The organism is Actinomadura terrae, from assembly GCF_022751215.1.
Taxonomy (GTDB): Bacteria; Actinomycetota; Actinomycetes; order Streptosporangiales; family Streptosporangiaceae; genus Spirillospora; species Spirillospora terrae.
Map to the genome: position 1 here is coordinate 2,063,791 of NZ_JAICDG010000002.1, position 22,929 is coordinate 2,086,719.

General features: G+C 70.7%; 22 protein-coding genes. 10 read left to right on the forward strand and 12 right to left on the reverse strand.

Features of this window, described 5'->3' with window-relative positions; genetic code table 11:
• Window positions 1-4 precede the first annotated feature (4 nt).
• Genes K2F47_RS19425 through K2F47_RS19440 form a run of 4 tightly spaced genes read left to right on the forward strand, consistent with a single transcriptional unit; the run spans window position 5 to window position 3,610 of the window.
• On the forward strand, window positions 5-448 hold the full coding sequence (locus K2F47_RS19425; RefSeq protein ID WP_242905723.1) for a nuclear transport factor 2 family protein: 444 nt from the start codon (window positions 5-7) through the stop codon (window positions 446-448).
• Window positions 438-1,364: an NAD(P)-dependent oxidoreductase gene (locus K2F47_RS19430; protein ID WP_242905724.1), complete on the forward strand. Its 927-nt coding sequence runs from the start codon at window positions 438-440 to the stop codon at window positions 1,362-1,364. Before K2F47_RS19425 ends, K2F47_RS19430 begins: the two co-directional genes overlap by 11 nt.
• On the forward strand, window positions 1,361-2,338 hold the full coding sequence (locus K2F47_RS19435) for a spirocyclase AveC family protein (protein ID WP_242905725.1): 978 nt from the start codon (window positions 1,361-1,363) through the stop codon (window positions 2,336-2,338). The genes K2F47_RS19430 and K2F47_RS19435 overlap by 4 nt, the downstream gene beginning before the upstream one ends.
• Window positions 2,339-2,353: 15 nt before the next feature.
• A complete protein-coding gene (locus K2F47_RS19440) occupies window positions 2,354-3,610 on the forward strand; it encodes a cytochrome P450 (protein WP_242906014.1) in 1,257 nt (418 codons plus the stop codon).
• Between the two features lie 96 nt (window positions 3,611-3,706).
• Here K2F47_RS19440 and K2F47_RS19445 read toward each other — a convergent pair whose 3' ends face one another.
• The 4 genes from K2F47_RS19445 to K2F47_RS19460 form a co-directional block, all read right to left on the reverse strand.
• A complete protein-coding gene (locus K2F47_RS19445) occupies window positions 3,707-5,104 on the reverse strand; it encodes an NAD(P)/FAD-dependent oxidoreductase (RefSeq protein ID WP_242905727.1) in 1,398 nt (465 codons plus the stop codon).
• A gap of 233 nt (window positions 5,105-5,337) precedes the next feature.
• Window positions 5,338-5,676, reverse strand: coding sequence for a nuclear transport factor 2 family protein (locus tag K2F47_RS19450; RefSeq protein WP_242905728.1), 339 nt, complete (start codon window positions 5,674-5,676; stop codon window positions 5,338-5,340).
• Window positions 5,677-5,815: 139 nt separating this feature from the next.
• Window positions 5,816-7,240 (reverse strand): NsdA family TPR-like regulatory protein, encoded by a 1,425-nt coding sequence (locus tag K2F47_RS19455; protein ID WP_242905729.1) that lies wholly within the window; start codon window positions 7,238-7,240, stop codon window positions 5,816-5,818.
• A 188-nt stretch (window positions 7,241-7,428) separates the two neighbouring features.
• The gene (locus K2F47_RS19460; RefSeq protein ID WP_242905730.1) at window positions 7,429-8,289 is read right to left on the reverse strand and encodes an SDR family oxidoreductase; all 861 of its coding nucleotides are present in this window, start codon (window positions 8,287-8,289) and stop codon (window positions 7,429-7,431) included.
• Between the two features lie 312 nt (window positions 8,290-8,601).
• On the opposite strand from K2F47_RS19460, the gene K2F47_RS19465 reads away from it, so the two are divergent.
• Window positions 8,602-9,786, forward strand: a complete 1,185-nt coding sequence (locus K2F47_RS19465) for an MFS transporter (protein WP_242905732.1) — start codon at window positions 8,602-8,604, stop codon at window positions 9,784-9,786.
• Window positions 9,708-10,163, forward strand: coding sequence for an acyl-CoA dehydrogenase family protein (locus K2F47_RS19470; RefSeq protein ID WP_242905734.1), 456 nt, complete (start codon window positions 9,708-9,710; stop codon window positions 10,161-10,163). The genes K2F47_RS19465 and K2F47_RS19470 overlap by 79 nt, the downstream gene beginning before the upstream one ends.
• A gap of 8 nt (window positions 10,164-10,171) precedes the next feature.
• On the opposite strand, the gene K2F47_RS19475 is transcribed toward K2F47_RS19470, so the two are convergent.
• On the reverse strand, window positions 10,172-11,458 hold the full coding sequence (locus tag K2F47_RS19475; protein ID WP_242905736.1) for an alkaline phosphatase: 1,287 nt from the start codon (window positions 11,456-11,458) through the stop codon (window positions 10,172-10,174).
• 207 nt (window positions 11,459-11,665) lie between these two features.
• Here K2F47_RS19475 and K2F47_RS19480 point away from each other — a divergent pair, with 207 nt between their 5' ends.
• The 4 genes from K2F47_RS19480 (at window position 11,666) to K2F47_RS19495 (ending at window position 14,350) form a co-directional block, all read left to right on the forward strand.
• On the forward strand, window positions 11,666-12,700 hold the full coding sequence (locus tag K2F47_RS19480) for a LuxR C-terminal-related transcriptional regulator (protein WP_242905738.1): 1,035 nt from the start codon (window positions 11,666-11,668) through the stop codon (window positions 12,698-12,700).
• Between the two features lie 155 nt (window positions 12,701-12,855).
• Window positions 12,856-13,200: an ArsR/SmtB family transcription factor gene (locus K2F47_RS19485; RefSeq protein ID WP_242905742.1), complete on the forward strand. Its 345-nt coding sequence runs from the start codon at window positions 12,856-12,858 to the stop codon at window positions 13,198-13,200.
• Window positions 13,197-13,661: an SRPBCC family protein gene (locus tag K2F47_RS19490; RefSeq protein ID WP_242905743.1), complete on the forward strand. Its 465-nt coding sequence runs from the start codon at window positions 13,197-13,199 to the stop codon at window positions 13,659-13,661. The genes K2F47_RS19485 and K2F47_RS19490 overlap by 4 nt, the downstream gene beginning before the upstream one ends.
• A 95-nt stretch (window positions 13,662-13,756) precedes the next feature.
• On the forward strand, window positions 13,757-14,350 hold the full coding sequence (locus K2F47_RS19495; protein ID WP_242905744.1) for a dihydrofolate reductase family protein: 594 nt from the start codon (window positions 13,757-13,759) through the stop codon (window positions 14,348-14,350).
• 74 nt (window positions 14,351-14,424) lie between these two features.
• On the opposite strand, the gene K2F47_RS19500 is transcribed toward K2F47_RS19495, so the two are convergent.
• From K2F47_RS19500 to K2F47_RS19530, 7 genes are all read right to left on the reverse strand, one after another.
• Window positions 14,425-15,639, reverse strand: a complete 1,215-nt coding sequence (locus K2F47_RS19500) for a helix-turn-helix domain-containing protein (RefSeq protein WP_242905746.1) — start codon at window positions 15,637-15,639, stop codon at window positions 14,425-14,427.
• A gap of 863 nt (window positions 15,640-16,502) precedes the next feature.
• Entirely contained in the window at window positions 16,503-17,534 is a 1,032-nt protein-coding gene (locus tag K2F47_RS19505) for a MerR family transcriptional regulator (protein WP_242905748.1), read from the reverse strand.
• Window positions 17,528-18,280 (reverse strand): HEAT repeat domain-containing protein, encoded by a 753-nt coding sequence (locus tag K2F47_RS19510; RefSeq protein ID WP_242905751.1) that lies wholly within the window; start codon window positions 18,278-18,280, stop codon window positions 17,528-17,530. The genes K2F47_RS19505 and K2F47_RS19510 overlap by 7 nt, the downstream gene beginning before the upstream one ends.
• Before the next feature lie 244 nt (window positions 18,281-18,524).
• Window positions 18,525-19,592 (reverse strand): serine hydrolase domain-containing protein, encoded by a 1,068-nt coding sequence (locus K2F47_RS19515; protein WP_242905753.1) that lies wholly within the window; start codon window positions 19,590-19,592, stop codon window positions 18,525-18,527.
• Between the two features lie 314 nt (window positions 19,593-19,906).
• Window positions 19,907-20,890 carry a nuclear transport factor 2-like protein gene (locus K2F47_RS19520; RefSeq protein WP_242905755.1) on the reverse strand — a complete coding sequence of 328 codons (984 nt, stop codon included), beginning with the start codon at window positions 20,888-20,890 and terminating at the stop codon, window positions 19,907-19,909.
• Between the two features lie 323 nt (window positions 20,891-21,213).
• Window positions 21,214-22,431 carry an RNA polymerase sigma factor gene (locus tag K2F47_RS19525; RefSeq protein WP_242905757.1) on the reverse strand — a complete coding sequence of 406 codons (1,218 nt, stop codon included), beginning with the start codon at window positions 22,429-22,431 and terminating at the stop codon, window positions 21,214-21,216.
• Window positions 22,424-22,768, reverse strand: coding sequence for a YciI family protein (locus tag K2F47_RS19530; RefSeq protein ID WP_242905759.1), 345 nt, complete (start codon window positions 22,766-22,768; stop codon window positions 22,424-22,426). Before K2F47_RS19530 ends, K2F47_RS19525 begins: the two co-directional genes overlap by 8 nt.
• Window positions 22,769-22,929 lie beyond the last annotated feature (161 nt).

Sequence of the window (22,929 nt, forward strand, 5' to 3'; positions counted from 1 at the left end):
CTCGATGACTCAGCAGCAGATTCGCGACCAGCACGCGGCCACGTTTCAGAAATGGGCCGATGCCATCTCCAACGGCGATGTGAACAGCTTCGTCGCCTGCTTCGCCGCGGACGCGGTCGTGGAGGACATCGCCATGGGCACGGTGACCCGCGGAGAGCACGATATCCGCGAGGCCGCCTCCCGCTGGTTCCAGGCGATGGGGGATGAGAAGCTCACGCTTCTCGCGCACCTGGAAGGCGACGGGCACGCCGCCGTCATGTGGGAGCTGTCCGGCGTGGCCCAGGGCACCTTCACCGAGCTCAGCACGGACGTGAAGCCGGGCAGCCGGTTCGCCAAGCAGGGCATGAGCGCCTTCCGCTTCACCGCCGACGGCCTGTTCGCCTGGGAGCGGTCCCACTGGGACAGGGCGAGCCTCCGCCGCCAGATCGAGGGCCAGGATGTCCGTTGACGCGCCCACGCCCCGTCCCGCGGAACGCGTCGGATTCATCGGCCTGGGCGTGCTGGGGAGCAGGATCGCCCACCGCGTCCTGGACGCGGGCTTCCCGCTCACCGTGTGGAACCGCACGCCGCGCAGAACCGAAGCGCTGTGCGCCGCCGGCGCCCAGGTCGCGGCCACTCCGGCGGACGTCGCGGGCGCGTGCGACGTCATCGCCATGTGCGTCACCGACCGCGAGGCGGTCTCCGCCGTCGCCCTGGGGCCGAACGGCCTCCTCACCGCCCCCGCGCGCGGGCAACTCGTCGTCGACCACTCCAGTATCGCTCCCGGCGACACCCGCGCCATCGCCGACCGGCTGTTCACCGCCAACGGCATCTCCTGGCTGGACGCCCCGGTCACCGGCGGCACGCCCGCCGCCGAACGCGGCACCCTGACGGTCATGGCCGGCGGCAGCGGAGCGGACCTCGACCGGGCCCGCCCCGTCCTGAAGTCCTACGCCGACCAGATCACCCTCATTGGGCCGGTCGGCGCCGGGCAGGCCACGAAGCTGTGCAACCAGGTCATCGTCGCCACCAGCAGCTGGGGCTACGCCGAGGCCGGCGTCCTCGCCGAGGCGTCCGGCATACCGCCCGAGCGCCTCCTCGAGGGCCTGGCCGGCGGTTTCGCCGACAGCGCCCTCTTCCGGCACTACCTGCCGCTGATGCTCTCCTCGCACGACCAGGCCATCGGGTCCCTCGAAGACCTGGTCAAGGACCTCGACTCCGCGCTGGCCTCTGCCCGCGCCGAAGGAGCTCCGCTCCCGCTCACCGCGCACGTGGCCGAACTGATGCGCATCGCGAACAAGTGGACCGACCCCCGTGCCGCGGGCAGCTTCATCGACCTCTTGCACGGCCGACCGGACGAAGGAGAAAAGGACACCTCTCAATGAAAAGCGAACTCTCCGGCGCGGTGGACGAAACGGTCCGCACCCGCCGCCTCTCCACGACCCCGGCCTTCTGGTGCGCCCTCGTCGGCGTCGCCGCGCTGCTGGTCCAGGCGTGGGTCCTGGTTCGCTGGGCCGCCGCCGGCGTGCGGTCTCCCCGGTACTCCGGCGACAGCATCTCCTCCGCCCGCACCGCCACCATCTGGACTATTCAGGCGGGCCTGGTCGTCATCGCGATCGGCACCGTCGTGTACCTGACCCGCGACTGCCGCCGCCGCAGAAGCCTCACGCTCGACGCGGGCCTGTTCCTCGGCCTCGTTCTCTCGTCCTGGCAGAGCCCGCTGTTCAACTACCGGGAGACCGCCCTCGTGGTGAACCAGCACCTCGTGCACGTCAACTCCTGGGGCCCCTACATCCCCGGCTGGGACCCCCCGCACCGGGAGTTCCAGATCGAGGCCCCCATCGCCGTCACCTGGATCTCCTTCGGTCTCCTCATCCTGTGGGTGTGGCTCCAGGCGTGGATGGGCAACAGGATCGCCGCTCGGTTCCCCAACCTGACCTGGCGCCGCCTGGTGATCGCCGTCTTCGTCGCCGGCCTCGTCACCGACTTCGTCATCGAGAGCGCCTGGCTCAACACCGGCGTCTACTCCCACGCCCACGCATGGCGGCCCGTGACCCTCTTCGCGGGCCACTGGTACAACGTCCCCCTGCCCGCGGTCTTCGTCGCCTCGGCCTTCACCACCCCGTTCGTGCTGATGCGGTACCTGGAGCGGACCCGCGGCGTCACCCCCTGGATCTATCGCGGCGCCGAACTCGCCTCCTCCTCCCGCGCCGGGAACCTGACCCGGGTACTGGCGGCGATCGGGGCGGCGAACGTCGCGGTCTTCGCCTATCTGCTGTGGTTCATCCTCTGGGCTGGAGTCGGCGGACCGATGCCGGCCGACACCCCGTCCTACATGTGGCCCCTGAACGCGAGGTGATTCCAGGTGAGCTCGATGCCCCGGACCGACGACAAGGACATGATCGACAACCCCCTGTACCCGGCGTTCTGGAAACGGCCCGCCGCCGAGCGCGACGCGTTCTTCGCCCGGTTGCGGGCAGCGAAGGAGCCCGCCTACTTCCCCTACCAGCCGCCCCGCGGGGACGACGCCCCCTACGGCTTCTACGCCCTCACCCGGCACGCGGACATCGCCGAGGTCTCCCGGCACGCGGACATCTTCGGCTCCAGCCCCGCCGGCACGCTGCAGGACCTCCCACCCGCCTTCGACAAGGACGCCGAGGGATCCCTGCTCCACATGGACCCGCCCCGCCACACGGACATGCGGCGCCTGACCAGTCGCGCCTTCAACCCGAGCGGCATCCGCCGCTGCGACGAGCTGATCGACGGCACGGTGCAGAGCGTCACCACCGAACTCCTGGAGAAGGCGCCCTGCGACTTCGTCGCCGAAGCCGCCGTGCAGGTGCCGCTCCGCGTCATCTGCGCCATCGTCGGCGTTCCGGCCTCCGCCTACGACGACGTGGTGAAGGCGGTCGACATCGTCACCGAGATCGGGGACAGCACCGACCGGACCGGCCAGGCCGCCGTGCAGGAGGCGATGGCCTACTTCAACACCCTCATGGGCGACCTCGCCCGCCTGCGCCGGGAGAACCCGACCGACGACGTGGCGACCACCCTCGCCCAGGCCAGTATCAACGGAAAACCCCTGACCACCAACGAACTCGGGGCGTACCTGCGCATCCTCATGGTGGGAGGGAACGACACCGTCCGCAGCACGCTCGCCCACATGCTCACGCTCCTGACCGACAACCCCGACCAGAGGCACCTTCTGCTCGCCAACCTGGACGAACGGATGCCCGGAGCCGTCGAGGAGGCCGTCCGCCACGCCACTCCCGGTACCTGGATGCGCCGCAACGTCCTCCAGGAGGCCACCGTGAGCGGTCACACCTTCCACGTCGGAGACCGGATCATCCTCTTCTACGTCTCCGGCAACCGCGACGAGGAGGCCTTCGACCGGCCCGAGGCGTTCGACATCACCCGCGACCCCAACCCCCACCTCAGCTTCGGCGCCCCCAGCCCGCACCATTGCCTCGGCGCCCACCTCGCCAGGCGCGAGGTCAGGGCCTTCTACCGGGAACTGCTCACCCGGGCGCCCGATATCCACGCGACGGAGGCGCCGGTGCACTACTACTCGGGCATCATTCACGGAATAGAACGACTTCCCTGCGACCGCGGCGAACCGTCTCCTGGATGAGCCGCATGGCGGCCTGCGAACAGCGGGCTCTTCCAACTTCCAGCGGTGGCAGGGCCGATTTCTCAACGGCGGATACTCGACCGGTCCACCACGCGCCTACCGCGCGGTGACGGGAGGGGGCGCGTCGGCGGGCCGCCGTCCGGGCGCGCGGCCGCCGAGCACACGCCGGGCGACGGCGGGTGAGAGAAGACTCGACACCGGCGCGAGCATGTTGAACACCCGCAGGAAGGCCAACTGGACCAAGGGGTCCCGGACCCCTGCCTCCAGGACCCGGTCGAAGTAGCGCATCGCGGCGCGGTGGTGCAGGCGGCGCCCGGGCCCGGTGGTCGACTCGTACCGCAGGTCCGCCGCACTGCCGATCAGCCAGGGGTCACGCGTGAGGGATCGCACCCCCCGGTGGAACCGGTGGGCGAAGCCGGTGCTGAGCGGCGTCCTGTCGAGGCATTCGCCCAGATAGCGTGCGGTGAATATCGCCACCGACATGCCTTGCCCGTAGATCGGGTTGAAGCACACGCTCGTGTCTCCGACACAGACGAGATTATCGGGCTGGCCGCGTAAGGCGTGCAGGTGCCGGCGCCAGGTCGTCGTGGAATGGCTGACCGCGACGGGGGTGAGGGGCTCGGCGTGCGACAGGTTCTCGGCGAGGACGGGGCTGGCCAGGCTTCGGGCGAACGGCAACCAGTCCGCCTCCTCCTTGGAGGGCGACCGGGCGCCGAGGCCGACGAGGGTGGCCATCCAACGGCCGCCCTCGATGGGCAGGAGCATGCCTCCCCGCGGCTGCCCGGGGCCGACCTGGAGATAGCAGCCCTGCCAGCTGTAGGGCGGGACGTCCGGGCGGCGGTAGACGCGGGTGGCGTACGTGGTGTGGGGGTCGATGTGCTCTTCGGTCGGCGACGGGAATCCCGCCTGCTCCAGCCAGCGCGCGCACCGGGAGCCGCGCCCCATGGCGTCCACCACGAGCCCGACCGGCAAGGCGCTGGTCCGGCCGCCGTGCGCGGGGCGTACGGTGACGCCGTTCACGCGGGGGCCCTCACGGGTCAGCCCGGTCACCTGAACCCCGGTCAGCATCGTCACCCGTGGATGCTGGGCGATCCTGCGCCGCAGGACATGCTCGGTGAGCGGTCTGCTCGCACACACGAACCACAGGTCTGAGGGGAACCGGATTCCCCATCCGAGGTGTGACCGGATGGGAAGGTCGACCGCGAAGTCGAAGGACTGGGCGCCCGCCCGGACGAGCTCCTCGCCGAAGCCGGGCAGCATCTCCTCCAGCGCCCCGCGCCCGCCGACGGTGAAGCCGTGTAAGTGCGCCCCCTGGGGAACACCGCGCCGGACCGAGGGTTCATCGGAAAGCGAGTCGCGTTCCACCACCAGCACCGCGGGGAAGTGATCGGCGAGCACCGCCGCCGCTGCCAGCCCGGCGATCCCGGCTCCCAGCACGACGGCGGGCTCCTCGTACTGGCGGGTCTCCGTCGAGGCGGATCCCGATCGCGGCATGATCTCTCCCTCCCCGGCCCCGCGCGACGCGCGGAGACAGAGATGCGCCAACGTCGCCGGATGGGGGCGTCGTCTCCTGCCGTCGGTCTCCTGCCGTCAGCCTTGGGGCGAGCCCGGCTTTACCTGCGGTACCCGCACATGAGCCGAGTATGGGATCAGCGGGCGTCGACATCGCGGCGTCCTCGCGAGGGCGGTTCGGCGGGGTGGAGTCCGCTCCGCCTCATCGCCGCCGGTCAGGCTTGGCCGGTCTCGAAACGGCTGACATGGCCGTCGGTGACGGTGAAGGCCCACCGGGTTCGCATGCTGCCATAGGTCGAGTTGGTGTACGTGGCCGTCAGGACGCGACCGTCGGGCGAGACGTCTTCCACGTCCATGTGCCCGTCGGAGGAAAAGATCTCGCGGTCCGCCCAGCTCCGCAGGTCGCGCTCGGTCCCGTCGTCGGACATTGTGGCGTCCGGCGTCAGCGCGGCGAAGAAGGCTTCCTGGTCGCCGGCGTTGACCGCGCTGACGAAGGTGGCCACTGCGGGATCGGCCGGTTGTGCGGCCTCGCCCTTCAACGTGTCGTCGGCCATGCTCGTCCCACCTCTCTGTCTTGGCCGGTGATCGGCTTGATCACGGCCACCCGGGGGACAGGGCCGCCATGCCCGGTGCTGACCACCACAAACGCCACGCGGCCCCTTCACAGCCGCGAGGCAGCCCGCCGCCGGGGCCCTAGAGGGCGGCGGCGCGTGCCAGCAGGTTCTTGGCGGCCGCATGCGTCGCGTGGGGCTGGAGTCTGGAACGCAGGGTGTTGAGGGCGACGGTCACGCGTCCGCAGTTCAGGTGGGGGACGTCGTCGAGGAAAGCGTGCCAGGTGCGGGTGGCCTGTTCCAGGTGGCCGCGCTGAAGCTGGAGTTCGGCGAGGTGGGCGGTGGTGATGGCGCGGGAGCGCCGTTCGACGACCGGGCGCAGGCGCAGCGAGGCCGCCAGCGCCGCGCCGGCGCCGGCGCAGTCGCCGAGCAGTGCGCGCACCGCCGCCTCCTGGCAGGCCAGTGCTGCCGGGTGGTAGTGCCCCATCGGGGCCGCGTGATAGGGCCCCGGCGGGGCAGCGTCATCGGTGCTGGGCGCGGCACGGGAGGTGGCCTTTTCGAGGTGGCGCTCGGCTGTGCGGAGGGCCGATAACGCGTCGGTCCGGGCTCCGGTGGCGGCGCTGGCGACCGCGACCTGCCCGTAGAGGAACGCCTGACGTACGGGGGGAAGGGCACGGCTGGTGGTGGCGGCGGCCTCGGCGAGCGTGAGCGCGTGCTGGTGGTGGCTCAGGTCGTAGGCCTGGACCGACATCGCCCGCAGAGTGCTGGCGTAGGCGCCCGGGTCGTTGTTCTCGGTCGCCATGTCCAGCGCTATCCGGTAGTAGCGCTGTGCCAGCGCGTGCTGCTGGTTGTCGAAGCACATGAAGCCGCACAGGTAGACCATCTGCGTCGTGGTCGCCAGCAGGCGGCGGCGCAGCGCCGGGCCGAAGCGGGCGCGCAGGTGCGGCATCACCTGGTGGGCCAGGTAGTGGGCCAGGGCCGTGCGGGAGTGCCCGCCGCCGAACGTGATGTCGAGGTCGGAGAACACCCAGGCCATGTGCTCGGCGGCGACGACCGGGCCCGGCCCCCACGGCGGCGACGACCGCGCGTCCGGCAGTGGACGCGGTCGCCGGGCGATGGCCTGGTTCCAGCTGGGAACGGTCAGGGCGGCCAGGCTGTAGACGGCGCCGGGCCCGGTCTGCCGGCGGTGGTCCTCCACCTGCGCCAGGCGCGCCAGCGTGGTCGCCGCGTCGCGCGGGGGGACGGAACCGGCCCTCGGACCGGTGGGTCCGCGCCCGCCGGACGCGCCCAGGTCCCTCGGCGCCCGAGCACGCGGACCGAGGCCGACGTCGTCCAGGGTGAGCGCGTGTCCCAGGCCGCGGGTGAAGGCCTCGACGATCAGACCGGGCACCGGCGGACGGGGGCGGCGCCCGGCCAGCCAGTGCGCGACCGAGCGGCGGTCCAGGCGCAGGATCAGCCCGGTCTCGGCGGCCAGGGTGTTGATGTGGCGGGCCAGCTGGTCCTCGGTCCAGCCCGTCCGGCTCAGGAGTCCCCGCAGGGCTCGGTTCGGTGTACGTGAGGTGCCCATTGATGATCCCGTCTGGGCGGGAGGCGATGCGCTCAGGCGTCATGAATTGAAAGTTGCCCGCCCTGTACCCCATTTCCAGACAGGTAACCACTTTTCAGTCTCGAACAGTTTCCTGTGACGAGAGAAAAGGGCTGGGGCGATCGGGGCCGGAGGAGGGCCTGACATATCCAGGGGCCATCAGAATTGGATCAGTGGATGGGGTGGTCCACAGGGGGATGCGGTCGGTCATGGGTGACGGGGGCGACGCTCTTGCCGCCGTCGACGGGGAGCACGGCCCCCGTGATCCACGACGCTTGGGGAGACAGCAGGAACGCCGCCGCGTGGGCGACGTCGGAAGCCTCGCCGACCCGCCTCATGGGGTAGCTGGCGGCGATCGTGGAGGACGGCTGTTCGGTCACCGAGTCCATGAACGAGGTCTGGACGAAGGCCGGGGCGAGGGCGTTGACGCGTACCTTGGGCGCCAGCTGGTCGGCCAGGTCGAGGGTGAGCCGTTGGAGCGCGGCCTTGGTGGCGCTGTAGCCCGCCAGGCGAACCGAGCCCGCGGCCCCCACAGTGGTGATCATGAGGATGGACCCGCCGTGCTCCGCCATCCATGCCTGCCAGGCGAGCTGGGCGTAACCGAGGGCTCCTAGTACGTTGGTGTCGAACATCCGGCGGAAGGAATTGAGATCGAGTTCGATGGCCGGGGTGGTGCCGGGAGGGTTGATTCCGGTGTTGTACACCAGCATGTCGAGTCGCCCGAACGCGCCGATGGTCACGTCCACGGCGGCGCGCCGTTCCTCTTCCTTGCGGCTGTGGGCCGTCGCCGCCAGCACCGGGTTGCCGGTCTGCTCCTCGATCTCCTTCGCGGCCTGTTCAAGGGCCGGGGCCTTGCGGCCGGTGATCGCTACTCGGGCACCGCGGCGAGAGAGCTCCTCGGCTATGGCCCGTCCAATCCCGCGGCTGGCCGATGCGACCAAGGCGACCTTTCCCTCAAGCGACCATTCAGGGTCGCCCCGTTTCAGGCGGCCTTCGGATTCCTGGCTCTCCGGATGCGGCAGGTCCGACACTGTTCTCTCCTTTCAGAAGGAGTCGTCACGAATTCGATGGGACACCGCCCGGACGGGTCGTCCGGACGCGTCGCCATCATCACCGTCACCGCCGGCGACTAACGCCGGATCAAATCGTGACCTGTCGCGCTTTGCAGCCGTGTCGCGCTTTTCCCGGGATGTCGCTCAGGAGCGAGACGCCGACGCGGCCCCGGGCGAGGGTGTCCCGGCCCGGGACCGCACGGGGTCAGCGCGTCTGCTCCATCCCGAACTGCTCGACCGCGCGGCGGCCGCGTGCACCGCCGCCGTCCGGGGCGGCAAGGCGCGGCCCGCGTGACGCCGGGCGGGGTCCGCTCGTTCAGCGGCGTCCAGTTCGCCCTGCTCGGGAGCGCGCTGCTCGTCAACGTCATCAGCTTCTCCGTGTACCCCTACCTCGCGGTCCTGCTCCGCGAGCGGATGGGCCTCGGCATGGAGCAGGTCGGCGTCGTCCTCGGGCTGGCCACGCTCACGCAGCTGGCCGGGGGACTGCCCGGCGCGGCGCTCGCGGAACGCCTCGGGCTCCAGCGGTCCCTGCTGCTGGCCATGGCGTTGCAGACGTTCGGATCGCTGGGGTTCCTCGCTGGCGGGGCCTGGCCCGCGGTGACGGTCGCGGCGCTCTTCCTGCGGTCGGCGGCGACCGCGCTGTACACGCCGAGCGTCCGCGGCTACCTGGTGCACGGCACGGGCCCGGACGAGCGGCCGCGGGTGGTGTCGGCGACCTACGCCGCCGGCAACACCGGGGTCGCGGTCGGGCCGGTGCTGGGGGCCCCGTTCATCCACGACCCGAGCGTGATGTTCGCCGTCGCCGTCGCGCTGCACGCGACGCTCACGGTCGGGCACGCCCTCCTGCCCCGGGAGACCCGCGACGACCGCGAGGTGGTCGAGCCGCTGCGCCGGGCCCTGGGCGGCCTCGCGGTCCTGCCGTTCGCGGTCACCGCCCTGACCCTCTACCTGCACATGAACTTCTACCAGTTCCTCTCCTCCTACGCGGAGGGCCGGGTGCCCACCGTGTTCTTCGGATCGGCCATGATGGGCTATTCGCTGCTGCTCGTCGTGTTGCAGCCCCTGGTCACGCGCCGGGTCGAGCGGATGCGGTACGAGCACGCGATGGCGCTCGGCTTCGGCGGCCTGGCCGCCGGCGCGCTCGCCTTCACCGGCGGGAACGAGATCTCGATCGCCGCCGGGATCGCCGTCATCGGTGCGGGCAATTCGGTGCTCTTCCTCAAGAACGTCCTGGAGGCGCTCGCGCGCACACCCCGCTCCCCGGCGGTCGTCTTCGGCCAGCAGCGGCTGGCCGAGGGCACCGGCGCGTCGCTGAGCGGGCTCGTCGGCGGGGGGACGTACCAGGTGTTCGAGTCCGCCGGGCTGCTCCCCGGATTCTGGGTGGCGATCGCCGCCCAGTGCCTGCTGCTGCCCGCGATCGTGCTCGTCCTGCACCGCCGGCTCCAGCGTCCCGCGATCACACCGGAAGGCTCCTGACGAACCCGTCGGAGGCACCGGCGACCGCTCGCACTGCGCACGCCGTCACGCGGATCGTCGCGGCGGGCGACGCCTCGATCGGCCACCTCCTCGGCTACCACTACCTGCACCTGTGGCGGGCCGCGCTGTACGACAACGCCGACCTGGCCCGCTCCCTGCGGCGGGAGGCCGCCGCCGGCGGGCGCTTCGTGGCCGCGGTCGGCAACCCGCGCGCCACCCTGACGGCCACCGCGACCGGCGACGCCCTGTCGCTCTCCGGCCGGGGCGCGTTCGCCACCGGCTGCGCGGTCGCGGACCTGCTGCTGGTCAGCGCGGTCCGCGACGACCGCGAGGCCCGCCTCGTCGCGGTGGTCCGCGGCGACGCGGCGTACAGCTGAGTACGGGGTCAGCGGCGCGGGGCGAGGATCTGCTGGAGCACCGTGTGCACGAAGGTGTTGGGGTGCTTGCCGGAGAACTGGGCGGCCAGCGGGCCGCTGGCGGTCACCGGGACGTCGACGCCGGTGTGGCCGGAGGTCGTCCAGTCCAGGGTGAAGGTCTTGTTGCTGCCCTTGATGGTGAAGGGGCCGTCCTCGGCGGAGATTCCGGTGCCGGACTCGTCGTTGGCGTCGTTCTCCTCGACGGTCAGCCCTCCGCACTCGTGGTCGCCGGTGACGACCAGGAGGGTGTCCGGGTGGGTCGCGACGTAGGCGCGGGCGACGGCGACGGCCCTCTCCAGCTGCCCGAGTGCCTGGAGCATGCGGGTGCCGTTGTTCTCGTGGGCGAACTCGTCGACGCCCTCTTCCTCGACGAGAAGGAAGAAGCCCTTGCGGTTGTGGCTGAGGTTGCCCAGGGCCTTGCTCGTCATGGTCGCGAGGTCGACGACGGGGTCGTAGACATCCCCCTGTCCCTCGGGCCGCTGCTGGAACATCTCCTCGTTGCTGAACAGGCCGAGCAGTTTCCCGTTGCGGGCCTTGGCCAGCTGCCCGCGGCTGGAGACGTACTGGTACCCGGCGCTCTTCGCCTTGGTGATCAGGTCGCCCTTGGTGCCCTGGCTTCCCTCGGACGGGTCCTCGGCGGGCTGGTCGGGGAACGCGCCGGGGGTGCCCTTGGGCAGCCACCAGTCCTCGCCGCCGCCCAGGATGACGTCGGGCCTGCTGACCTCGATGTACTGGCGGGCGATCTCGTCCTGCGCCTTGCGGTTGGCGGTGTTGGAGAAGAACGCCGCCGGTGAGGCGTCGGTGACCTGCGCGGTGGTCACCAGGCCGGTGGACTTGCCGGCCGCCTTGGCCTGCTGCCCCAGCGTCGCCAGCGGCTTGCCGTCGACGTCCACGCTGATCGCGCCGTTGTAGGTCTTCCGGCCCGTCGCCCACGCGGTCGCGGCGGCGGCCGAGTCGGTCACCACCGCCTTGGGGTCGTGCGGGCTGGTGGTGAGCTGTCCCGAAGCGGCCAGCCGGTCCATGCCGAGCTGACCGTCCAGTCCGGCGAGGTGGAGCCGGGCCGCCTCCCGCTGCGCGGCGGCCATCCCGTCCCCGTTGATGAAGATCACGTTCTTGGCGGCCCTCGGCCGCGGGTGGCCCTGCGGCGAGGCCGACGCGCCCAGCACCGGATTGACCGCCATCGTCACCACGGCCGCGGCGACCGCCGCCCCCAGCGGCGTGCCCCACCGGCGTGCGAGCTGCTTGCGCTGGTTCACGAAAACCTCCCAAAGATATCGACCTATTTGTCGCAAACGGGACCGTAGGGAGCGCGGGGGACTCCACCGTGAACAACAGATGGCCGCAGCACGAACGACGCAGCTCAGCCGACATCGCCGTGATGCTGCTCGTTGTCGATCTGCTGAATGATCGCCGGTCGACTTTCTTTGGATAAGCTGGTTGACAATGAGTGCGACCATTGTCAAGTGGCTGAGAAATGGGATGCGCTCCGTCGCGGTTTGATCGGTGCGGCGGAAGCGGGCACGGTCGCTGATCTCGGTTCGGCGCTGTCGGCGCAGCTGGGGCGGGTCGTTCCCCACCAGGGATACATACTCACCGGCGTGGACCCGGCCAGCGGAACCGCGTGCTTTCACACCCGGGAGTACGGTTACGGCGCCGCCGCGGCCCGTCGGCTGATCGACGGCGGCCAGGTGGAGCCCGATCCGTTCTCGTCCGGGCAGCCGCTCAAGGGACCCGATCGCGTCGCGGTTCTCAGCGCCGAGGACCCCCGGTACCGACACAGCTTCTGGGCGCACGAGGTGATGGCCTATGAGGGTGTCGGCAGCGAGTTGCGCATCGCGCTCGCCGATGGCCGATCGGTATGGGGTCAGCTGTGGCTGCTGCGCGGCCTGGACAGCCGGCCGTTCTCACCGGCCGAGGCGGGGCATGCCCGCCGCCTCGCCGATGCCCTGGCCACCGCCACCAGGCGCTATGTGACCGGCAGGCCGCTGCGCATCCACGGCCTGGACCGGACGCCGGGTGTCCTCGTCGTCGACGCCGGCGGACGGATCACCTCGTCCACCCCGTCCGTCGGGCAGTGGCGCGACCAGTTCACCGGCGCGCCGCGCTCGAGTTGTGAGGGCGAGTTCGAGAGCCTGATCTGGAGCATCACCCAGACCGCGGCCCTTCAGCCCGGCGGGGCCGCACTGGCCCGGGTCCCCACCCTGCAGGGCTGGGCCACGCTGACCTCCCAGCCCCTCCAGGGCACCGGCCCGGGGGCGGCGGCCGTCACGATCCGGCCCGCCTCGGGCCTGGAGTTGCTTCCGGCGGTGACCGCCTGGCACGGCCTCACCTTCCGCGAAGGCACGGTCGTCGAACACGCGCTGGAAGGTCTGTCCGCCAAGCAGATCGCCCGCCGCCTCAGCCTCTCCCCGCACACCGTCAACGACCACTTCAAGGCGATCTATCGCAAGATCGGCGTGCACGGCCGCGACGAGCTCATCGCCCGCCTGGCCCACTGAACCGGCACCACGACGACGAACGGGCCGCCCTCCAGGGCGGCCCGCCATGAGATCTGCCGCCATGCGCGCGGGCCCGGACAAGCTCGGGGTTGACCGCCGATCGGCCTGGCCTCTATATTCAACACACCGATTGATAAAGAGGTTGGTTGTACAACATGGATGTTGACGAGCGGGACGAGCGGCTCGACCGGGGGTTCGCCGCGCTGGGTGATCCCGTACGGCGGGCACTGATCGCGCGACTGTCCCGGGGAGACGCGACCGTCAACGAGCTGGCCGAGCCGTTCGCCATCACCAAGCAGGCCGTCTCGCGGCACGTCCAGGTGCTGGAGGCGGCCGGTCTGATCACTCGCAGCCGGGACGCGCAGCGGCGGCCGTGCCATCTGAACGCGGCCGCCCTGGAGGAGCTGACCGGCTGGATCGACGCCTACCGGCTGGCCGCCGAACAACGCCATCGCCGCCTGGACGCGGTGCTGGAGGACATGAAGGAGCAGGACAAGTGAACGAGACGACGATCACCGCCCCTCCCGGGACGCCGTTCATCGACACCGTCCGGGAGTTCGACGCTCCCGCCGGGCTGGTGTTCCGCGCCTGGACCGATCCCGAGCTCATCCCGCGGTGGCTCGGGCCGCCCACGATGACGACGGTCGTCGTCGAGTACGAGGCGAGACCGGGAGGCCGCTACGCCTACCTCCACCGCGGCGGGGGCGGAGAGCACCGCTTCCACGGCGTGTTCCACACCGTGGAGGCCGGCGAGCGGATCGTGCAGACCTTCCAGTACGACGGCCGTCCCGACGAGGTCAGCCTGGAGACGCTCACCTTCGAGAACCTGGGCGAGCGCACCCGCGTGCGCGCCCACGCGGTCTACGGCTCCGTGGAAGCCCGCGACGCCATGATCGAGAGCGGTATGGAGCACGGCGTCCGCGAGTCGATGGCGCGCCTGGATCGGCTGCTGCCCCGATGAGTGCTCCGCCTTGACCGAGCGCCGGCTCCAGGGCGCCCGCCGACGACGGGCGTCTCCCACCGTCCCCACCGGGTCTTCAGAAAGCAGCGATCACCATGACGAAGGTTCTGGGCAACATGGCCGTCTCCGTCGACGGCTTCATCACCGGCCACGACCCCGCTCCGGGGCGCGGGCTCGGTGACGGCGACGTCCTGCACGACTGGTACTGGAACGGCGACACGCCCAGCCGCGTCGTCCCCCAGTTCCGGCTGTCGGAGGCCACCCGCGACTTCCTCGACCCGTTCGCCGAGCGCATCGGCGCGGTGGTCGTGGGCCGCAACAGCTACGACGACGCCAACGGGTGGGGTGGCGGCAGCCCCCATCCCAAGGCGCCCCTGGTGGTCGTCAGCCGCCGCCCCGCGCCGCCCGAGGCGACGCCGGCGCAGCGGTTCACGTCCTCGATCGAGGAAGCGGTCGCCGCCGCCCGCGAAGCCGCGGGCGGCCTCGACGTCGGCCTGATGGGGGGCGGTGTGCTCACCAGCGCCCTGGCCGCGGGACTGGTCGACGAGATCGTCGTCCATCAGGTGCCGGTGCTGCTGGGCGCGGGCCGGCGCCTCTTCCAGGAGCTGCCCGGCCACATCCGCCTCACGCTCGTCCAGGATGTGCCCGCCCCCGGCGTGACCCACCTGCATTACCGCGTGGAGCGCTGACCCCCCGCCCTGGGTGGCGGTGAGGCTCGCGCAACGCGGGGCCCGACGTCGATCCGACCGCAGGTCATCTGCTTCTAGCTCAGGTGGCGGGTGATAAAGGCGCTCTCGACGATGTGGGACTTGGCGTCGGTGAGAGTGACGGAGACGGTCGCCAGATCCGCGGGCTGGAAGCCGTTGCGGTCCATGCTGTCGATGGCGATGACGTTAACGGATCGCTCCTTTTCATCGCAAATTGGGACGATCTTTCCGCGAGCGCCGGCGGCGGCGGTGACCGTGGCATTGAGCGCGATGATGGTGCTTTGCGGGGCGCAACGGTATTCGACCGCGATGACGACGCCATCGCGGGTGCTGTTCGCCGCCGCTCCGGTGATGGTGATCGTGGCGCTCGAGTCCTGGGACAACAGGTTCGCTATCGCCCCGCCCAGCGCTGCTGTCACCGCCGCTGTCACGGCTGCCGCCGTCAGGGTCAGTGCGGTCAGCAGGCGCCTGCGGCGCCGGGGAGCCGGTCGCGGGATTGCGGGAGCCGCCGTCTGCCGAGGGTGGACCATCGCTTCCCGCTCGGTCACCAGATCGCGTTCGGTGAGCGTGGCGGTCCTGAGGTTGTCGAGCATGGACGGCGGGGGATCGGCCGGCGGCAGAGGTCCGTGCAGGCGTTGCCAGCATGTCCTCCAATGCTCCAGGACGCCGGGTGAGGCATCGCATAGCGCGAGGATCTGCAACACGTCGTCCAGGGTGGGTTGGCGGCCTCGTCCGCTGAAGAGATTGGAGAGCGTTGTGCGCGACAGATTCGCCGGATAGTCAGGGGCGTTATGGGACCGGGCTGAGAGTTCCCGGAGGCTGACGCCGGCGCGCTGGCGAAACTGGTTCAAGACGCCCATGAGTTGGGCCGCCGTCTGGGCCGCTACGGGGTCGGGCTCGCTGCTCTCGGCAGGCTCCGGCGGCTGAGCGGGGAGGGCTGATGGGTGTCCCTGCTGATCGGCGGGGACGGATTCGGTGGCGGCGTTCGTGACGTCGGCGGCGTTCGCGACGCTGGCGGCGAGCTGCCAGCGGGCCAACCACTCGGCGGGGTCCGCGCCGCACGCGACGACGAATGCCTTCGTCACCTCCCAGGTCGGGAGCTTGCGGCCGGCGGCGGCCTGGGACAGTGCGGTGAAGGAGTAATGGACGCGTTCGGCCATCTCCCGGTAGGTGGGCGTCGGGTCGACTGAGTCGCGCAGGTCCCGCAGCGTGCTTGCGAACGCCGCGACCGGGCCTGTCTGCGGATCGAGGTGGTTCGGGGGGCGTGGCACTGATGGCTCCCAGCGGCGAGGTACCGGTCTGGCCGACCCGGCCGGGGGCTTGCGCCGGCAAGACCCCCGGCCGAGCCGTCTCAGTCCTCGCCGCGGCGGGCCGGGCGGCAGGTGATCTCGACCGCGCCCACGATGGTGATCGCGACCGACAGCGTGAGATCCGCGGCCAGCGGGACAACGATGATCAACAACAGGGCGATGAGGATGACGCCTTGCAAGCCGGGTGCGGGGACACACGCCCCGTCGTCGCGAGATGAGGGGACAGACATCGAACGGGCCTCTCGGGTGGGGCACCGGGCGGGGCTGAGATCGCGGTGGCGACCCTTCTCGGTGCCGGGCTCGGGTGGACTGGTGAAGCGAGACCCCTTCGGATATGCGGAGGACGATTGCCGTCGTCCCAGCGCGAAGGGGAACCCACACCCAATGGTTCCCAGCCCCAGGCGGAGTCGGGAAGGGCCTTTGCCATGAGCTGTTGTTTCGAATCTCGTCCCTCCGGAGCGATGAACAACACCGCGATAAATGATCAGTTTGTTTCCATCCCGGCCGCGTACTCGAGGTTCGTTGAACCATCGGTGCAGGCAGGGGCGTTGTTCGCGGTGGCGTGGTGTCCTCGTCCCGGTGACGTCCCTTGCCGGACAGCGGTCGAATCGGCGTTACTGAACATGCATTCGCCCGGCGCCTGTCCGAACCAGGTGATCTGCGGCGTGAGCAGCGGATTCCTCTCGTGGCTCGGGTGGCATCCGCCTTATTGGGGTCTCCTGTTGCCGCAGGAGGCCCCACGGTATTTCGGTTGGGATCTGGAACGGTGAGGTAACTGTCCGTTTCCAGCGCCCTGACCTGCTGCGGCCCGGGGAGGGGTGGCTTCAGGAGTTCGCTTGGTCTGCGGCGGTGCGCTGTTGGAGGGCTCCGGCGAGGGCCGAGGCGACGAGGGCGACGGCGCGGTCGTTGTCGTGGGCCAGTTGGCGCAGGGCTTCCTGCGCGATGGTCCCCGGGAGCTCGACCAGTGCCTGGACGAGGCGGATGCGCGTCGCGGAGTCCGCGGTGGGCGCGGAGAGCTCGTCGACGAGTGCGGTCATGATCTTGTCCGCATGCTCGGGGTCCTGGGACAGCGTGCCGAGGACCTCCGCCGCGGTGACGTCCTCGATGCCTTCGACGACCATGCTGAGGAGCGTGGGAACGGCCGCGGTCGCGCCGTGCCTGCCCAAGGCCAGAGCGGCGTGCCTGCGCACTGTCATGTCCGGGTCCGCGAGGGCGTCCGCGAGCACTGCGGTGGCACCGGCGACGTCGAGTATCTCGGCGATCGCCTGCACCGCGCGCCGCCGGACGTCGACGTCCTGCGAGCGCAGCCCGGCCTCCAGCGCCGCCAGCCCTTCGCCGCCCGACCGCGCGAGCGCCCAGCGCAGGGCGCCCGCGACGTGCGGATCGGATTCGGCCAGGACCGCCTCGGCCAGCAGCTCGGCGGGAACCGACACGTCCTCCGAGGGGGCCAGGACGGCCTGCTGCCTGCGCGCGGCGCTGGGGGAGTCGAGCTCCCGCATGAGTTCGACGATGCGCAGCACGTCCTGCCAGTCGGTGGGCGCCGACGCGTCGATCGCGCGGAGCCGCGCGAGCAGCTCCCGCTCGCGCGCCAGGCGGTCCTGCGTCCACCGGATGAGGTCGCCGACCAGGGCGGACGGCGTGAAGTCCGGGTCCGCCAGCGCCCGCCCGATCTGCTTGAGCGAGAGCCCGAGGGAGCGCAGGCTCTCCACCTGGAAGATCCTGCGGACGTCCTCGTCGGAGTACTCGCGGTAGCCGCCGCTGGTGCGCCCCGTCGGCCGCACCAGCCCCAGCGCGTCGTAGTGCCGGAGCATGCGGGTGCTCACCCCGGAGCGGCGGGCCACATCACCGATCAGCAATCCGCGGCCTCCCGAGCCCCCGTGGCCTCGACGGCCTCCGTAGCCGCGGCGCCTCCCGACCCGTCCGCGGCGGTCGCCGGATTCGCGCCGACGATGGCCACGCGCCTGGCCTCTTCGACGGCCGCGTCGAAACCGGTCTCCGGGTTCTGCCGGAGCAGCTCCGTGGCAAGGGCGTGCGCGGCCACCGCCGGGTCGGGGTCGTTCGCGGCCTTCTCCAGGGCGGGCTTGATCACCTCGCCGAGGTCGAGGAGGGCGCGGCTCAGGCTCAGCCGCACGTCGCGGTCACCGCGGCCGAGCTGGAGGACGAGCTCGTCGACCAGGTTCTCCTTCTTCTCCTCGGGCACGAAGGCGACCGCGACGCGCCATGCGGTCCGTGCGACCTCGTCGTCGGCGTCGCGCAGCATGCCGCGGGTGAGCCAGTCCCACGCGCTCCTGTCGCCGATCTTGGAGAGCGTGTGCAGCGCCTGGCTGCGAGCCTGGGGACGCTCGGAGCCGAGCTCCTGGCGGATGCGGGGCAGGGTGATCTCCGGTGCGAGACGGGTCAGCGCCCAGGACAGCATGTCGCGCACGAAGAAGTCCGGCTCGACCGCGCACCGCTCAACGAGCGTCTCCAGGAACACCGGGTCCGGGTTCGAGCCGACCGCCAGGGCCGCTCGAAGCCGGACCGAGGAGTCCTCGGCGCGCAGGGCGTTGGCCACGCGGGTGTGCTGCGGGGTCGTTCCGTCGGTCGTGTTGATCTGGACCACCTCCCGCCCCCAGTGGAGACCTTGTCACCGTGTAAAGGTCAAGCCCAGGACCAGTGAATCGGTACATCCACTGGTCGACAAAGAACCCTTACCCGCAGACTCGTGCAGGCCCTGGTGTTCAGGGCGGAGCCTGGAGGCGCGGGCGTCCGCGAAGCCGAACACCCGCTGAACGGCCGGGGGGTCTGGCCGTTCAGCGGGCGGTGAAGGGGACCGGGTTGATCCGTTCAGCGATCCGGTCGGGCTCTCACGGGCACAATGCGGCGTTGAGCGCGGTGCCCATTGTGGAGACGAGTCCCTGGATGGCTTGTGGCCCGTTGAGCGTCGCCGAGGCGGCGAACCAGCGGCGCCCGTCCTTGGAGGCGGCGGTCAGCGTGAAGTATCCGGGGACGCCGCCCGCGTGGCCGTAGAAGGTGCCGCACTTCAGCGGAATGTTCTCCACTCCGGCGCCGTAGCTGCCGCCGGGTGTCGGGGTGCGCATTTCGTTGATCTGCGCGGGGGCCAGTATCCGGGGCAGGCCGCGCTGGAAGGCCGCCAGATCGCGGGTGTCGGAGACGATCCGCCCGGCCGCGTCCATGATCGAGGGGTTCAGGGCGGTGACGTCGACGTACCGGCCGCCGTCCAGGACGTAGCCCCGGTTGTGCCTTCCCCTCAGGACGGTCTCGGTGCCCGGCACATAGGTGTGGGTCAGGTTCAGGGGCCGCAGGACGCGTTGCTCGACCGCCGTCGCGTAGCGCATCCCCGTGACCTTCTCGATGATCATGCCGAGCAGCACGTAGTTGGTCTGCGCGTAGTGGAAGGTGCCGAGCGGCTCGCGCGGCCGGCCCTTGATCGCGGACAGGAGCGCGCGCGGCGTCCAGGTGCGGAACGGGTCCTTCAGCGCCCCGCTGTCCTCGAACGCCGACTCGTCGGGATACTCCGGCAGCCCCGAGGTGTGCCGCAGCAGATGCCGCACGGTGATCCCCGACGCGCCGTCCGGGACGGCCCCCGGCAACAGCCGTTCCACGTCATCGGCCAGCGAGAGCCGGCCCTCTCCCACCAGCTGGAGGACCACCGTGGCCGTGAAGGTCTTGGTGACGCTGCCGATGCGGAACACCCCCTGCACAGCCGGGGCGTGCTCACCCGCCCTGCGGGCCCCGTACCGGAACTCGTAGGACCTGCCGTCCACGCCCCACCGGGCGATGACCGAAGGCGCCTTCGCCTCGGTCACCACCTTGGTAAGCGCGTCGTTTGCCGGGGGCGTCTGCGCCACAGCCGTCGCGGGCACGGCGGCGACCATCACGACGGCCAGCGCCATGGCTCTCATCACTGTCATGCGGGCCAGCCTCTCCAACGATCACCCCCGCCCGGCATCAGGGAAGACCCCCCAGATCCCCCCTACGCCGCCAGGAGGAGGCGAACCGCCCATACGGCCGATTGCGCTGGTCGCCGTCCAACGACCAGACTTTCGCTCCAGGACCGTGATCGGCGCGGAACTCCCGGAGGACGCCGGCATCGAGGTCGCCTTGAGCTGGTCGAGCACAGCGTTCAGGTGCACTGCCGCCCTACGTGTCGCCCCGCTGAAGGTCGCGAGGCGACATGGGACATCCCGAACGTCGGCATCACCCGGCGGAGCGGTTCGGCTCCGGCTCAGTGTTGGGACTGGATCAGGCCGTAGAGCCTGCGGATCTCCTGGTCGTCGGCGATCAGTGGCAGCGTGTCGAAGGTCAGCGTCCAGTCGGTCAGCCGGCCGTCGCGATAACCGAACCGTTCGATGATGCCGAAGGACGTGGTGCGGCCCTGGCTGTTCACCGTCCCGTACCACTCCTGGTAGGTGGCTGCTGGGGTGCGCACCCTCTGGCCGGGGTCGAGCTTGGCGTTGGGGTCGGTGCCGAAGGTGCCGAACAGAAGTTGCAGGTAGGCGAGCTTGGCGGCTCGGGTGTGCAACTGGCGGTCGTTGAGTCCGGTGCCCGACAGCGCGGCGTTCCCCATGGAGTCCACCAGGGCGGCGGCGTCCCGCCGGTTCCATGCCGCCGCCCGGCCGGGGATGTCGTCGGGACGCGCGGTCCTCTTGGCGGGAGGCGCCGTGCCGCCGCGCTGGTCGGTCACATCGCCGAACAGGTCCTTCAGGTTGCCGTCGAACGGTTTGAACCAGCGGAACCGGTCGTAGTAGCGCCGCCCCTGCACGACGTCGCCCTTCTTGTTCAGGACGACCCGGTAGATCGCCGGATACTCGACCGTCGTCTTGTTGAGCACGGCCTGGTTGTGCGCGCCGTACATGACGACATTGCGGTCGGCTGCGACACGGGTGGGCCCGAAGTTGAGCGAGGGGACGAGCCGCAACGAGGTGCGGACCGAGTTCTCGATGTTCGTCCGCCCCTGGACGGGAACGGTGGCGGCCTCCCACAGGGTCGCGTTCTGGTCCCACATCTCCCCGTAGACGGCGACCCGCTTGTCCAGGTCCCTCTCATCAGGCGCGTCCGGGGTGGTGTAGGTCGGCATCGCCCCGAACCGTGTCTGCCGGTCGATGAACTTCTGGGCAGCGGGTGTGACCCTCCCCTCGATCACCGGCGGGACATCCGCCTGTGCCGGAACGGCAAGCACCACCGGGACGGCGGCCACGGCCGCGGCCACGAAAACCCCTACTGAACGCCTGGTCACTGACACTCCTCGCGGATGAGAACGGGCATGCGAACAATGATCATCAGCCTGCCGAACGGTCATCTGAAGATCGATTACCTGAGGGGTAATCCAGCACGCCGCGTCCACGGGCAAGGACCAACGGTCTACGGCGACCTCCTCCGCCCAGTTCAGGCGGCCCGCGCCAAAGGCAGGTGGCCGCTCGCCCGGCTGCTGGTCGGAGGTGTCCGGGCTATCTGCCTGAGCGCGGTTTGCCGACTCTCGTGAGTCCCGCGACGGGCGTCTGGGATATGTCCGGACGAGGTCGTCGCGGCGGCTCAGGTGAGTTCGGCCGCGCGGTCGAGGAGGGCTTGGCGTTGTGGTTCGTGGTGGGTGTGGGACGCGGCCTGGCGGAACAGGTCGGCGGCGCGGGTGTGGTCGCCGGCCCGCTCGGTGAGTTCGGCTTGTGCGGCGACGGCCAGCGGGTGATCTTCCAGCCTGCCGTCGGCTCTGGCCTCGGTCAGCAGGCGCAAACCGGCGTTGGGGCCGTGTGCGTAGCCGTGGGCGACGGCCCGGTTGAGCGCGACGATCGGGGACGGCTGGATGCGAGCCAGGACGTCGTACCAGCGCGCTATCGCGATCCAGTCGAGGGTGTCGGGGCTGGTAGCGGTGGCGTGGCAGGCCGCGATCCGCGCCTGGACGCCGTAGGGCTCGTCGGCCCGCGATTGCGGGAGCGCTCGCAGGCCCTCGTCGATCAGGGCGTGGTCCCATCGGCTGCGGTCTTGTCGATCCAGGCGGATGGGTTTGCCGTCGGTGTCGCGGCGCGCGGCGCGTCGTGAGTGCTGGAGCAGGAGTAGTGCGAGGAGGCCGGAGACTGCGGGTTGGTCGGGGAGCAGGGTTGCCAGGAGCCGGGTGAGGCGGATCGCCTCCTGGGCGAAGGCGGGTTCGCCGTCGGCGTCATAACCCCGCGTGAACAGCAGATACAGCACGCCCAGGACGCCGGGGAGCCGTTCGGTGAGCGCGTCGCCGTCGGGGACCTGGAACGGGATGCCCGCATCGGCGATCTTCCGGCGGGCGCGGGTCAGCCGCCGGGTCATCGCCGACTCGGTGACCAGGAAGGCGCGGGCGATGTCGGCGGTGGGGACCCCGCAGACCGTCCGCAGCGTCAACGCGACCCGTGCTTCCAGGGCCAGGGCCGGGTGGCAGCAGGTGAAGACGAGACGCAGCCGGTCGTCGGGCAGGTTCTCCTCGGCCACCGGGAGGGCCGCTTCGGTGGGGCGCAGGGCGGCCAGTTCCTGGAGTTTGCGGCGTTCGACGGAGGCGCGTCGGAGGAGGTCGGTGGCGCGGTTGCGGGCCACCGTCATGAGCCAGCCGCCGGGGTTGGCGGGGACGCCGTCGCGGGGCCATCGTTCCAGCGCCAGGGCGAGTGCCTCCTGCGCGCAGTCCTCGGCCAGTGTCCAGTCGCCGGTGATGCGGATCAGGGTGGCGACGATCCGTTCGTGCGCGCCGGCCGCGGCGGCCTCCACGGACGCCGCGGCCGACTGCGGTTCACTCATCCGTCGTGTGGTCCGGGTCGCGGAAGGGACGCAGTTCCAGCTGGCCGAGCCGGGCCATGGGGTGGGCCCGGGCGATCTCGATCGCCTCGTCCAGGTGCGCGCACTCCAGCACGTCGAAGCCCACGATCACCTCTTTGGTCTCGGTGAACGGGCCGTCCGACAGCAGCAGCTCGCCCTTGCGGACGCGGACGGTCGTCGCCGACTCCGGGGCCGCCAGGGCGCTGCCCAGCACGCGCTGGCCACGGCTGTCGACGTCGGCCACCCATTGTTCGATGTTGTCGGAGCGGTCCTCGTCCGGCTCGCTGTCACTGCACACCAGCATCATGAACTTCATCATCACTCCTGTCGGCCTGGTTCGTCTTCTGTCTAGATGACGAACGAGGACCGCCGATCCGGACACCTCGTGCACAGAGATTGCCCGTCCGGACGACCTGGTCAAGGACCAGCGCCCCGGGGCCCTCCGGGTGTTCGGGACCGTGGCGTCGCCGCCGAGCTGAC

Coding starts and splice junctions, on each gene's coding strand:
- K2F47_RS19515 (WP_242905753.1), bottom strand. CDS start 19,592: ATGACAGTGATGAGAGCCATGGCGCTGGCCGTCGTGATGGTCGCCGCC.
- K2F47_RS19425 (WP_242905723.1), top strand. CDS start 5: ATGACTCAGCAGCAGATTCGCGACCAGCACGCGGCCACGTTTCAGAAA.
- K2F47_RS19430 (WP_242905724.1), top strand. CDS start 438: ATGTCCGTTGACGCGCCCACGCCCCGTCCCGCGGAACGCGTCGGATTC.
- K2F47_RS19495 (WP_242905744.1), top strand. CDS start 13,757: ATGACGAAGGTTCTGGGCAACATGGCCGTCTCCGTCGACGGCTTCATC.
- K2F47_RS19525 (WP_242905757.1), bottom strand. CDS start 22,431: ATGAGTGAACCGCAGTCGGCCGCGGCGTCCGTGGAGGCCGCCGCGGCC.
- K2F47_RS19445 (WP_242905727.1), bottom strand. CDS start 5,104: ATGCCGCGATCGGGATCCGCCTCGACGGAGACCCGCCAGTACGAGGAG.
- K2F47_RS19485 (WP_242905742.1), top strand. CDS start 12,856: ATGGATGTTGACGAGCGGGACGAGCGGCTCGACCGGGGGTTCGCCGCG.
- K2F47_RS19435 (WP_242905725.1), top strand. CDS start 1,361: ATGAAAAGCGAACTCTCCGGCGCGGTGGACGAAACGGTCCGCACCCGC.
- K2F47_RS19530 (WP_242905759.1), bottom strand. CDS start 22,768: ATGATGAAGTTCATGATGCTGGTGTGCAGTGACAGCGAGCCGGACGAG.
- K2F47_RS19440 (WP_242906014.1), top strand. CDS start 2,354: ATGCCCCGGACCGACGACAAGGACATGATCGACAACCCCCTGTACCCG.
- K2F47_RS19455 (WP_242905729.1), bottom strand. CDS start 7,240: ATGGGCACCTCACGTACACCGAACCGAGCCCTGCGGGGACTCCTGAGC.
- K2F47_RS19450 (WP_242905728.1), bottom strand. CDS start 5,676: ATGGCCGACGACACGTTGAAGGGCGAGGCCGCACAACCGGCCGATCCC.